The following is a 12673-nucleotide window of genomic DNA, read 5'->3' on the forward strand; positions in this document are numbered from 1 at the left end:
TGCGCCGCCACGCGCCAGCCGGTGCGCGCCGCGCTCTTGGCCGTCGAGACGCCGACAGACACGAGCTCCGACCAGTGGCAGTTATCGACGCCGCGCAGCCCATTGAAGACCGCCGGATCCAGGCCCAGCAGCGACACGATGCCACGCGCGATCGCGGAGCCGTGCGAAACGACGATCAGAGACTGGTCCCCGCGGCATGCCCGTGCCGCTTCCAAGACAGCATCGCGAACGCGCTCACCCACGACCTCGGAGCGTTCCACCTCGGCGAGGTCACACTCCCCCGGCGCGCGGTACTGGGCATAGGCCTCGGGCTGCTCGCGGGCGATCTCCTCGTAGGTCTTACCCTCGAAGCTTCCGTAATAGCGCTCCGTGAGCCGTTCATCGAGCTCCGGCCCTTCGCAGGGGTAGCCCGCGATATCGAACACACGGGCGACGATTGTCGCGGTATCGACCGCACGCCCCAGGGGCGAGCTCACGATACGCACTCCCCCGTCGTCGTAGCTGCGCCCATCTTCGGCGGCAACCATGCCAACCTCGGCGCTCGGCTCGCACAGTCGGCTCACCAGCACACCGGCGGCGCCCGCCGCCTGGGACCGTCCGGCCTCATTCAGGGGCTTATCGATGCGCCCTTGGAAGCGCCGCGCCAGGTTGAAGTCCGTCTGGCCGTGGCGCAGCAGGACGATACGCGACGCGCTCACTGCGCGGACTCCGCGCCATGGGTCGCAGCACGCTCAGCTGCGGCTGCGCGGGCCTCCTCCGTATCCACGTCGATGGGCACCGCCGGGCAGTCACCCCACAGGCGCTCGAGCGCGTAGTACTCGCGCTCCTCCTCGGAGAGAACGTGCACGAGCATATCCGAGTAGTCGAGGAGCACCCAGGTGCCCTCCGCGCGCCCCTCAATGTGAGCGGGACGGCGATGCTGTTCGGCCCAGATGCGGTCCATGATGTCCTCAGCGATGGCGCGCACCTGACGGTCCGTCGGGGCCGAGACAACCACGAAGGCATCCGCCAGGGCGAGTTTGCTGGTCACGTCAACGAGCACCGGGTTGATGCCGCCGCGGTCGTGTGCGGCGCGAGCAACCAGGCTCGCCAGTTCTGCGGTAGCGTCGGGAAGGCTCACGTTTCTCCTTGAGTTAGAACCGGTACAGGCCGTATTTGTTGATGTATTGGACGACGCCGTCGGGCACCAGGTACCAGACCGGTTTGCCCTCTTCGACGCGCGTGCGGCAGTCCGTCGAGGAGATCGCCATGGCGGGAACCTCCAGCAGCGACACGGACTCGTGCGGCAGGCCGGGGTCCGACAGGTTGTGCCCGGGACGCGTCACGCCGATGAAGTGCGCCTGCTCAAAGAGCTTGTCGGCGTTCTTCCACTGCGCGATCTGTGCCAGCGCGTCGGCACCCGTAATGAAGTAGAAATCCGAATCCGGGTACTCGCGCGACAGATCCGCCAGAGTGTCGATCGTGTACGTCGTGCCCCCGCGGTCGATATCGACGCGCGAGACTGCGAAACGTGGGTTCGAGGCGGTCGCGATGACCGTCATGAGGTAGCGGTGCTCGGCTGAGGTGACGCGCCGCCCCGCTTTGAAGGGCTGCATAGCGGCGGGTACAAACACAACCTGGTCGAGTCCGAATACGTCCATGACCTCTGAGGCGGCGACGAGGTGTCCGTGATGGATCGGATCGAAGGTGCCGCCCATGATGCCGATCGCCCGCCTCCTGCGCAGGGCGCGCGGAGGATGCTGGGGCAGCGCGGGGGCGGCTGTCGCGCCCGCGGTGGCCTCCGTGGTCTTTTCGATCACTTCCCCGTCCGAGGCCGGGCCTGCTTCCTTGTCCTGCGTGCTCACGGGCGGATGGTTCCTTCCCCCTCGTAGATCCAGGTGGTCGTCGTCAGCTCCGTCAGCCCCATGGGGCCGCGCGCGTGGAGCTTCTGAGTGGAGATGCCGACCTCGGCTCCCAGCCCCAGCTGGCCGCCGTCGGTGAAACGCGTCGAGGCGTTGATCGCGATCGCGGCGGCGTCCACCCCGGCGCGGAAAGCGCGAATGGCGGCGACATCGGATGCGACAATGCCCTCAGTGTGGCCGGTCGAGTAGCGGCGGATGTGCTCGGTCGCTTCCTCCACGCTGCCGACGACGCGCACCGCGAGGTCCATCGACAAGTATTCGGTCGACCAATCGGCCTCGGTGGCATCCACGATCATGTCGGCGTCGATGGAGGGCTGGTCGTCCACGATGGCGCGAGTGGCACCGTCAGCGTGGATGGTCACACCCGCGGTCGTCAGGCGAGTGATGGCGGCGGCCAGGAAGCGGGCGGCGACGGCGGCGTGAACCAGGAGGGTCTCCGCCGCATTGCACACGCCCACGCGCTGCGTCTTGGCGTTCATGATGATGGCTTCCGCTGCCTCAAGGTCAGCGGAGGCGTCGACGTACAGGTGGCAGTTGCCGGTGCCCGTCTCGATAACGGGCACGCGTGACTCCTCGACGACGGCGTTGATGAGGCCCGCTCCCCCACGCGGGATGAGTGCGTCAATCGCACCGCGCGCACGCATCATGGCGCGTGCACCCGCGCGACCCCACTGGTCGACGGTCTGGATCGCGTCAGCGGGCAGGCCGACGGAGGTCAGTGCGTCGCGGCACACCTCGATGAGAACCCGGTTCGAGGCCTGGGCTGCGCTTCCGCCACGCAGGATGACCGCGTTACCAGCCTTGATCGCCAGGGTCGCGGCGTCAATGGTGACGTTCGGGCGGGCCTCGTAGATGATGCCGACGACACCGAGGGGCACGCGCTCCTGAGTGACGCGCAGGCCGATCTCAGTGCGGGTTCCTCGCACGACCTGGCCGACCGGGTCGGGCAGGGCAACGATCTCGTGAACGGCGTCAGCGATGGATCGGATGCGGTCCTTTGTCAGGGCAAGACGGTCGAGGAGGCCCTCGCTCATCTGCTCCTTGCGGCCGCGCGCCACGTCCTCGGCGTTGGCGGCCAGGATCTGGTCGGAGCGCTCGATGAGCGCCGCCGCGATCGCTTCAAGCCCGCGGTTCTTCAACTGGGTCGTCGCGTTTGCGAGCACGCGCGCCGCGTCGCGGGCAGCGTCAGTCACCTGGGAAATATCAGCAACAGTATCCACTCGCACATCATGTCACACGAGTGCGGGGCGGTCCCTGTCAGTCAGCGCTCAGCGCAGAAAATGCGTCACCTAACACCGCCAGATCATCGCGATGAATTGCTGGCCTGGGATGCTCGTATCCTGCCGCCACCAGCTGCTCCATACCCGCGCCGGCGATCTGGCCCAGTGTGTCCGAATCGTAGCCGGACACGCCGCGCGCGATGAGTCCGGTCGGGCTGGCAACGTCCACAACGTCCCCGGCCTCGAAATGACCGAGCACCGAGTGCACGCCAGCAACCAGCAGAGACTTCTTGCCGACCGTGATCGCCTTCGCAGCTCCCTCGTCGACAATGATCTCGCCGCGAGAGGGTGCCACGTGTGCGATCCACAGGCGACGAGAGGCTGGACGCTGGGCCGACGGTTCGAACCAGGTGCCGACGCGGCGGCCTTCCAGGACGGACCCCAGGTCGTTTGCGCTGGCCAGCTGCACGCCGATGCCGCTGGCCGTCGCCAGCATCGCGGCCTGCACCTTCGTCGCCATGCCGCCCGTGCCAACGCGAGAACCCGCACCGGTCACGAGCACACTCATGAGGTCATCCGCACTGGCGACGCGTTCGATCAGCTCCGAACCCGGATGATCTGGAGGAGCCGTATACAGGCCGTCAACGTCCGTCAGCAGCACGAGGGCATCGGCCTTGATCATCTGGGCGATGAGCGCAGCAAGTCGATCATTGTCGCCGAAACGCAGCTCGCGGGTGGTCACCGCATCATTCTCGTTGAGGATCGGCACGACGCCGAGGCCGAGGAGCCGCGAGAGGGCCGCGCGCACGTTCGTGTAGTGGTCGCGGCGCATCACGTCGTCCGTGGTCAGCAGCACCTGGGCGGCGTCGAGGTGATGCGCCTGGAAGGCGGCGGTCCACCTCGCTATCAGGAGCCCCTGGCCCATCGCGGCGGCGGCCTGCACGCTCGGCAGGTCCTTCGGCTTGGCCGAAAAACCGAGCGGATCCAGCCCCGCGGCGACAGCGCCCGAGGAGACAATCACGACCTCGCGGTCGCGCCCGCGCCAGCGAGACACGAGGCGAGCGACGGCGTCAATACGGTTCAGGTCCAGACCGCCGTCCTCGCGCGTGAGCGAGGAGGATCCGATCTTGACGACAATGCGTGAAGCCGCAGTCATTCCGCTCATGACTGATCCGATGCATCCGTCCAATGACCGGCCTCACGCTCAGTCCACAGCTGCTCACGGGCCGCGCTCTTGGCATCCATGACCTGGTGGTACACCTCGCGGCGCTCCTTACGGCTCGGGCGGGTGTTCTGGTCTAGGCGCAGGTCGGTGCCGCGAGAACCCAGCAGCTCGGGACCAGTCGTCAGGGTCGGCTCCCAGTCAAAGACGACACCTCCATCCAGGTCGCCGATCACGACGGTGTCGCCAGCGACCGCGCCAGCCTTCATCAGCTCGTCCTCAACGCCCGCGGCGTTCAGACGATCCGCAAGGTACCCCACGGCCTCGTCGTTGGCAAAGTCTGTCTGACGCACCCAGCGCTCGGGCTTGTCGCCACGCACCTGGAAGACATCCTCGCCGTCCTTGCGGGTCTTGCGCACCGTGATCTCCACGCTGCGGCCCACGGCCTTCGGGCGAATGATGGGACGTGCGACCTCGAGGGCGGGACGCTTCGCGCGCTCCTCCTCGACGATGCCGGCCAGAACAAAAGACAGCTCCTTGAGGCCCTCGTGGGACACTGCGGAAACCTCGAGGACAGGCCACCCGAAAGACTCGAGGTCCGGGCGCGTGATCTCGGCCAGGTCACGGCCATCTGGGATGTCGATCTTATTCAGAACGATGACGCGGGGGCGCTCCATGATCGGCACGTAGCCCTCGACCTGGGTGAGGTCACCCTGGTACGCCCGCAGTTCGGCCTCGATGATGCGCAGATCCTCCACGGGTTCGCGATCAGTCTCAAAAGCAGCCGTGTCCAGCACGTGCACGATAACCGCGCAGCGCTCAATGTGACGCAGGAAATCCAAGCCAAGGCCTCGGCCCTGGGAGGCGCCAGGAATAAGGCCGGGAACATCAGCGACCGTGTAACGCGTGTCGCCAGCGGAGACAACGCCGAGGTTCGGAACCAGCGTCGTAAATGGATAGTCGGCAATCTTCGGACGAGCCGAACTCATGGCCGCGATCAACGAGGACTTACCCGCCGACGGGAAACCGACGAGGGCCACGTCCGCCACGGACTTCAGCTCCAGGATGACGTCGCGTTCCTCGCCCGGCTCACCCAGGAGCGCAAATCCGGGGGCCTTGCGAGCCTTCGAGGCCAACGCCGCGTTGCCCAGACCGCCGCGACCGCCCTCGGCGACCACAAAGCGCGCACCAGCGCCCGTCAGGTCGGCCAGCAGCTCGCCCGACATCGACTTCACGACCGTACCCTCGGGGACCGGCAGGATGATATCCGCACCGGTCTTACCCTGGCGGAAGTCACCCATGCCCGGCGTTCCGTTGTCTGCGCGGCGGTGCGGGCTGCGGTGGTAGTTCAGCAGCGTGGTCTCCTGCTCACTCACCTCCAGGATGACCGAGCCGCCGTTGCCGCCGTCGCCGCCGTCGGGGCCGGCCAGCGGCTTGAACTTTTCACGCTTAATCGAGGCAACGCCATTACCGCCGTTACCGCCTGCCGCGTGCAGCGTCACGCGATCCACGAAGTCTGCCACTGGTGCTCCTGATGACTGAAAATGAATGTTGAAAAGGGCGCCCGGCAACGCCGGACGCCCTTCATGCGCGCGGTCTCAGGCAGAGACCGGCGAAACGCTGACAACCTTGCGATCACGCTTGCGACCGAACTCGACCGCACCCGCGCGCAGGGCGAACAGAGTGTCGTCCTTGCCACGGCCAACGCCGTCGCCAGGGTGGAAGTGGGTGCCGCGCTGACGAACGAGGATCTCACCAGCGTTGACCAGCTGGCCGCCGTAGCGCTTCACGCCGAGGCGCTGCGCGTTGGAGTCGCGGCCGTTACGGGAGGAACCAAGGCCCTTCTTATGTGCCATCAGTTGCTACTTTCTGCTCGTGGGTCCGTCGGATTCAGGCGATCGCGGTGATCTTGACGACCGACATCTTCTGACGGTGTCCCTGGCGCTTGCGGTAGCCCGACTTGTTCTTGTACTTAATGATGGAAATCTTGGGGCCCTTGGCCGAGTCGACAACCTCAGCCTTAACGGAAACCTTGTCCAGCTTGGCTGCGTCAACAGTGATGGCGTCGCCATCCACCAGCATCAGCGGCTGAAGCTCGATGCTCGAACCGATTTCTTCTGCCAGCTTGTCGACGACGACGACGTCACCGACGGACACCTTTTCCTGCCGGCCGCCAGCCTTGACGATCGCGTAGACCACGTTGGAGCTCATCTCTTCTCGTATTCCTAACCGGAATCTCGCCTCGAAACTGCCGAGGGCTTGTCTGTTTTCACGATTCCGTTGGCGCTTGTTGCGCCGACGATCAAATTTAGCCGATTGACACGCCCGAGTGCAACCCGGCATGGCCACCGGCCAGGTGGAATAGCTGTGCGATTCCACACCTCGAGGCGACGGGAGAACCCACAGGGCCCTCCCGTCGACGCTCAGCGATTAGCCCGCATCCACGATTCCCGTGGACACGACGCGACGGCGGCGCTTGGCGCGCGGCTGCTCAGACGCCTCGGGGAGCAGGATGTCGTCGGTCGAGCGCGTCGGCGCGGCGGGTGCGGCGGCCTCGGCACGGACAGGCAGCTCAATGACGAGGGGAGCCGGTGCGGCGTCGGGTTCAATGACCCCCGAGGACGCGGCGGCGCGGCGCTTGCGGGTTTTACGCGGCGCGGGAGCCTGGGCGTCCTGCTCAGCGGCTGCCTCGACGAGCGCGTGAGATGCCGGAGCCTCGGGGGCACCCGCCTCGGCAGGCAGCGTGGAGGTCACCTCGGGAGCGGGGGCCGCGGCAGGCTCAGCGGACGAGGCCGTGGCCACCTTGCGGGAGGCGCGACGGCGGCTAGTCGGTGCTTTCTCATGCTGCTCGGGCAGCTGGATATCGGAGGCATCCTTGAGGGGCACTGCGGGCTTATCGGAGGCCTCAACGGGGTCGGGCAGCTCGATGTAGATCGGCAGCTCGGGCACGGGCGCGGTTTCCGCGACGCGGCGACGGCGGCGGGGACGCTTGGTCCCACCATCCTCGGCGGCTGCCGTGACGGAGGCTGCGGGAACCTCAACCGTCGGCGCGTCGGCCGCAGACTCCCCGTCCGCGGACTCGGACACGGCACCACTGTCCTGAGCAGGCACAGCAGACTCGGCGTTCGCGCCGCGCGGGCGGTGTTTCTTGGCGGGCGTCTTCTCGTGCTCAGCCGATGCCTCGTCACCCTTGTGCGCCGATGCGGCAGCGATCGCGCTCAGCGCTTCCTTGGCGCGCTCATGCTCGGCGTTATCCTCGATGCGGCGTGCCTCGGCCTTCTTCTGCTGCTTTTTCGACGCCTTGGAGGACTTCGCGGAGTTGTCGGCCCCGGAGGTCTCCACCGGGTGGTGGTGAACGATGAAGCCGCGGCCCTCGCAGGCCTCACACGAGGAGGAGAACGCCTCGACGAGGCCCTCGCCCACGCGTTTGCGGGTCATCTGCACCAGGCCCAGCGACGTGATCTCAGTGACCTGGTGGCGCGTACGGTCGCGTCCCAGGCACTCGACCAGGCGACGCAGCACGAGGTCCCGGTTGGATTCCAACACCATATCAACAAAGTCGATGATGACGATGCCGCCAATGTCACGCAGGCGCAGCTGACGGACAATTTCTTCGGCCGCCTCAAGGTTGTTGCGGGTCACCGTCTCCTCGAGTGTGCCGCCGGCACCGATGAACTTGCCGGTGTTGACATCGATGACGGTCATCGCCTCGGTGCGGTCAATGATGAGGGTGCCTCCCGAGGGCAGCCAGACCTTCCGGTCCATACCCTTCGCCAGCTGCTCGTCAATGCGGTGCGCGTGGAAGACATCCTCCGTGCCCACCCACTGCTCGACGCGGTCGGACAGCTCGGGGCTGAGCTCGTCCACGTACTCCTTGACGGTCGCGTAGGTGTCGCGGCCCTCAATGATGAGCTTCGAGAAGTCCTCATTGAAGATGTCGCGCACGACGCGCACGGCCAGCTCGGGTTCGCCGCGCAGCAGCGTCGGGGCACTCTTCGTGTTGGTGCGCTTCTTCTCGATGTCCTCCCACTGACGGGTCAGGCGAGCGACGTCGTCGCGGATCTGTTCCTCCGTCGCACCTTCGGCGGCGGTGCGCACGATGACACCCGAACCCGAGGGCACGACGGCCTTGAGGATCTTCTTCAGGCGAGCGCGCTCCTTATCCGGGAGCTTGCGGGAAATACCCATCATGGAGCCGCTGGGAATCAGGACCAGGTAGCGGCCAGCCAACGTAATCTGCGAGGTCAGGCGCGCACCCTTGTGCCCGATCGGGTCCTTCGTCACCTGGACGAGGACGGGGTCACCGGACTTGAGCGCGGACTCGATGCGGCGGGGCTTACCCTCCAAGCCGACGGCGTCCCAGTTCACCTCACCGGCGTACAGGACGGCGTTGCGTCCGCGGCCCACGTCGACGAACGCGGCCTCCATCGACGGCAGGACGTTCTGGACGCGGCCCAGGTAGATATTGCCAACCATCGAGGACTGCGTGCGCCGGGCGACGTAGTGCTCGACGAGCAGGCCATCTTCGAGGATCGCGATCTGATCGAGGCCATCCTGGTCTCGAATGACCATCGTGCGCTCGACCGACTCGCGGCGCGCCAGGAACTCGGACTCAGAGATCGAGTGGCGGCGGCCCTCTCGGCGCCCCTCACGGCGGCGCATCTTCTTGGCTTCCAGGCGCGTGGACCCCTTGAGGGCCTGCACCTGGTCCGCGGGATCGCCGCCCTCGTCGGAGGAGGCGGAGCTGCGCGCGCGGCGACGGCGGCGACGACGGCTCGAGGATTCTTCCTCGTCGCCGCCCTCGGGTTCGCCGGAGGATGCATCGGTTTGCTCAGTGCTGTCCTCGGTCGCTGCCGAGGCCTCGTCTGCCTTCTTGGAGCGGCGGCGACGGCGGGTCTTGGGTTCCGAGGGGGTCCCCTCGGTATCCGTGCTCGGCGCGCTGTCCTCGGTGGGGGCCGAGGCCTCGTCAACAGATTTCTTGGAACGACGGCGACGCTTGGGGGTCGTCTCCTCCTGCGAGGCACTGGCCTCGTCGTCGGAGGAGCCGCGGCGGCGCTTCGGCTTCGTCTCAGGTTCCTCAAAGGCGGCAGGCGAGGCCACCTCGGGCGCGGCCTGGAAGACGGGTGCCTGGAAGAGTAGCGACGCGGCGGGAGCCATGGGCGCATTTGATTCGGTTGTCACGATTCTCCAATGGTGGGGCGCGCGCCCCATGCCAAGACGCGCCCGTTGTATCGCTCGCGAGGGGCGGAAACTTAGTGGAGCGCTGGTGCGCAGGTGCCGGCGGCTCGTCGATAGGGTCATCGCTCGGCTCTCATCGCGGAGGCATGCCCGCGACATCCATTCACCTCAATTGTCGCACAACACCGACCTCCATCAACCGATGGGAGACACGTTCAACCTCACACACCCACAATCTCAGGGAACAATCCCTCCAAAACAATCGGACACATATGTCACAAAACCGTCACATAACCGGCATTTCAGGCGTTCCACCTCTGTCTTTTGAGCTACATTAAAAACAGCCCGTGACGTAGGTCCTATCACCTCCGCTGCGGGGCATACTCGATCCCCAATCCCTACACGGGAAGGTCCCATCATGACCCTCGCGCAAACAGCGCTCGACGCGGTCACGGTCGGACGGTGGCAGTTCGGTATCACGACCGTCTACCACTTCGTCCTCGTACCGCTGACGATCGGCCTGTCCCTGCTGGTCGCGATCATGCAGACCGCATGGCACCGCACCGGCAAGGAGTACTGGCTGCAAGCTACCCGCTTCTTCGGTAAGCTCCTTCTTATTAACTTCGCTCTCGGCGTCGCCACTGGCATCGTCCAGGAGTTCCAGTTCGGCATGAACTGGTCCGAGTACTCCCGCTTCGTCGGTGACATTTTCGGCGCTCCCCTGGCTGTCGAGGCCCTCCTGGCTTTCTTCCTCGAGTCCACCTTCCTGGGCTTGTGGATCTTCGGCTGGGGCCGTCTCTCCAAGGGCATCCACCTGGCGACCATTTGGTGCGTCGCTATCGGCACGATGCTCTCCGCCGCCTGGATCCTCGCGGCCAACGCATGGATGCAGCACCCCGTGGGTGCCCGCTTCAACCCTGAGACGGGCCGCGCCGAGCTCGACGGTGTCGGCGGCTTCCTGAAGCTCATCACTTCTGGCGTCTACCTGTCCGAGTACTCCCACGTCATCACCTCCGCGTGGCTGGTCGCCGGTTCCTTCGTGGCTGGCATCGCCATCTGGTGGATGGTCCGTGCGTCCCGCGAGGGCAGTGACGAGGCCGTGGCTCAGGCACGCGACGTGTGGCGTCCCATCGCCCGCTTCGGCCTGATCGTCGTCCTCATCGGCGGCCTCGGCACCGCCCTGAGCGGCCACATCCAGGGCCAGGAGATGGTTAAGGTGCAGCCCATGAAGATGGCTGCCGCCGAAGGCATCTGCGTGGACACCGACGGCGCCGCCTTCACGGTCGCGCAGTTCGGCTCCTGCCCGCTGGGCACCGACGGTACCCAGCCGACCCAGTTCATCAAGGTCGCCGGCGTCGCCTCCTTCATGTCACACAACTCCTTCACCGCTACCTCCGAGGGCGTCGCGGATATCCAGGAGCGCATGGTGACGCTGCTCAACTCGGATCCGAATTTCACCGCCAAGTACGGTGATGCCTCTCAGTTCGACTTCCGTCCCCCGCAGATGGTGGCCTTCTGGTCCTTCCGATTCATGATCGGCCTGGGCATGGTGGCCTTCCTGCTGGCTGCGTGGGGTCTGTGGGCCACCCGCGGCGGCAAGGCTTCCTCCAACAAGTTGCTGAGCCTCCTCGCCCTCATCAACCTCCCCCTGCCCTTCCTGGCAGCTTCCTTCGGCTGGATCTTCACAGAGATGGGTCGCCAGCCGTGGGTTGTCGTTCCGAACCTGGATGCCCTGTCCATGGGTTCCGACCTCGGATCGGTCAACATGCTGACGGAAATCGGCATCTCCCCTAACGTCCCCGCAGGACAGGTGCTGGTGACGCTGATCCTCTTCACCCTCCTGTACGGCGTGCTGGGCGTCATGTGGTTCGTCCTCATGAAGCGCTATGCGCTCGAGGGCATCCACTCCTCCAAGGCCAACAAGGCCGCGGATGAGGCTCCGACCGACCTGTCCTTCGGATACTGAGAAAGGAACAACGATCATGACTCTGTCAATCCTGTGGTTCATTCTCGTCGCCGTTCTGTGGACGGTCTACCTGATCCTCGAGGGCTTCGACTTCGGCGTCGGCATGCTCCTCCCCTTCGTTGCCAAGGGTGATCGTGAGCGCACTCAGGCAGTGCGCACCATCGGCCCCCACTGGGACGGTAACGAGGTCTGGCTGCTCACTGCGGGCGGCGCGACCTTCGCCGCGTTCCCCGAGTGGTATGCGACCATGTTCTCCGGCATGTACCTGGCCCTCTTCCTCGTCCTGGCGGCCCTGATTGTGCGCGTCATGGCACTCGAGTGGCGCTCGAAGGTCGCCACCGAGAAGTGGCGCTTCACCTGGGACTGGGCGCACACGATCTCCGCGTGGCTCGTCCCGCTGCTGCTGGGTGTGGCCTTCGCGAACTTCGTGCAGGGCATGAAGATTGAGGTCATCGACGTCGCTACCGGCACCGTCGTTGACCCGACGCTGGTTGACCAGTCGCTGTCCAGCGCCACCCATCAGCTCACCGGTGGCTTCTTCTCGCTGCTGACCCCGTTCACGATCCTGGGTGGCCTGGCCGTCCTGGTCGTCTGCCTGGCTCACGGTGCCCAGTTCCTGGCTCTGAAGACCACGGGTGACGTGCGCGACCGCGCCAACGCGATTGCCGCTCCGGCTTCTATCGCCGCGACCGTGCTCGCCGCCGCTTGGCTGATGTGGGGCCAGTTCTCCTACACGACGAATGTCCTGGCGTGGATCCCGCTCGTGGTGGCGGCCCTGGCGATCATCGCCTCGACCGTCCTGTCGCAGGCGACGCTGCGCCGTGAGGGCCTGTCCTTCGTGGCCTCCGCCGTGGCGATTGCCGGCACGGTGGCGTGGGTCTTCGCTTCGATGGCTCCCGCCGTCCAGAAGTCCTCAATCAACCCGGCGTACTCGCTGACGATCGATCAGGCTTCGTCGACGACCGCGACGCTCACCGTCATGACGATCGTGACCGTCTGCCTGCTCCCCATCGTCCTGGCGTACGTCATCTGGTCCTACTGGACTTTCCGTTCCCGCGTGGGCACGGAGGACGTCACCACCAAGACGGGTCTCCTCATGAAGAAGATCCGCCTGGGCGAAAACTTCCTCGCCGGCTGATTCATCCGGCTCGCTGCGCCCGGTCCTTCGATGAGGGGCCGGGCGCAGTCGTATGCGCGACATGGACGAGGCCGGGGACTTTCGACCCATGACGTGGCCTTTTGGGGC

11 protein-coding genes are annotated in these 12673 nt (G+C 65.9%); 2 read left to right on the top strand and 9 right to left on the bottom strand.

Annotated elements, in window-relative coordinates; translation table 11 throughout:
* The 9 genes from QZ149_RS03745 to QZ149_RS03785 all read right to left on the bottom strand — a co-directional run.
* Nucleotides 1-698 (bottom strand): histidine phosphatase family protein (locus QZ149_RS03745; RefSeq protein ID WP_291449942.1); only part of this gene is annotated, 698 nt, incomplete at its 3' end.
* Nucleotides 695-1120 (bottom strand): ribosome silencing factor, encoded by a 426-nt coding sequence (gene rsfS, locus QZ149_RS03750; RefSeq protein ID WP_009649150.1) that lies wholly within the window; start codon nt 1118-1120, stop codon nt 695-697. The genes rsfS and QZ149_RS03745, both read right to left, overlap by 4 nt.
* 13 nt (nt 1121-1133) lie before the next feature.
* On the bottom strand, nt 1134-1844 hold the full coding sequence (gene nadD / locus QZ149_RS03755; RefSeq protein WP_291449943.1) for a nicotinate-nucleotide adenylyltransferase: 711 nt from the start codon (nt 1842-1844) through the stop codon (nt 1134-1136).
* Nucleotides 1841-3121 carry a glutamate-5-semialdehyde dehydrogenase gene (locus tag QZ149_RS03760; protein WP_291449944.1) on the bottom strand — a complete coding sequence of 427 codons (1281 nt, stop codon included), beginning with the start codon at nt 3119-3121 and terminating at the stop codon, nt 1841-1843. Before QZ149_RS03760 ends, nadD begins: the two co-directional genes overlap by 4 nt.
* 37 nt (nt 3122-3158) lie before the next feature.
* Nucleotides 3159-4286, bottom strand: coding sequence for a glutamate 5-kinase (proB, locus tag QZ149_RS03765; protein ID WP_291449945.1), 1128 nt, complete (start codon nt 4284-4286; stop codon nt 3159-3161).
* Nucleotides 4283-5806, bottom strand: a complete 1524-nt coding sequence (gene obgE, locus QZ149_RS03770) for a GTPase ObgE (protein ID WP_291449946.1) — start codon at nt 5804-5806, stop codon at nt 4283-4285. The genes proB and obgE overlap by 4 nt, the downstream gene beginning before the upstream one ends.
* Nucleotides 5807-5881: 75 nt before the next feature.
* Nucleotides 5882-6139, bottom strand: a complete 258-nt coding sequence (rpmA, locus tag QZ149_RS03775; RefSeq protein ID WP_003792637.1) for a 50S ribosomal protein L27 — start codon at nt 6137-6139, stop codon at nt 5882-5884.
* A gap of 34 nt (nt 6140-6173) precedes the next feature.
* Nucleotides 6174-6494, bottom strand: coding sequence for a 50S ribosomal protein L21 (rplU, locus tag QZ149_RS03780; RefSeq protein WP_291449947.1), 321 nt, complete (start codon nt 6492-6494; stop codon nt 6174-6176).
* 219 nt (nt 6495-6713) lie between these two features.
* On the bottom strand, nt 6714-9494 hold the full coding sequence (locus tag QZ149_RS03785) for an Rne/Rng family ribonuclease (RefSeq protein WP_291449948.1): 2781 nt from the start codon (nt 9492-9494) through the stop codon (nt 6714-6716).
* A gap of 385 nt (nt 9495-9879) precedes the next feature.
* Here QZ149_RS03785 and QZ149_RS03790 point away from each other — a divergent pair, with 385 nt between their 5' ends.
* Both QZ149_RS03790 and cydB read left to right on the top strand, forming a co-directional pair.
* Nucleotides 9880-11427: a cytochrome ubiquinol oxidase subunit I gene (locus QZ149_RS03790; RefSeq protein ID WP_291449949.1), complete on the top strand. Its 1548-nt coding sequence runs from the start codon at nt 9880-9882 to the stop codon at nt 11425-11427.
* Nucleotides 11428-11443: 16 nt separating this feature from the next.
* Nucleotides 11444-12565, top strand: a complete 1122-nt coding sequence (cydB, locus tag QZ149_RS03795) for a cytochrome d ubiquinol oxidase subunit II (protein ID WP_291449950.1) — start codon at nt 11444-11446, stop codon at nt 12563-12565.
* Nucleotides 12566-12673 lie beyond the last annotated feature (108 nt).

The organism is Actinomyces sp. ICM47, from assembly GCF_905369875.1.
Lineage (GTDB): Bacteria > Actinomycetota > Actinomycetes > Actinomycetales > Actinomycetaceae > Pauljensenia.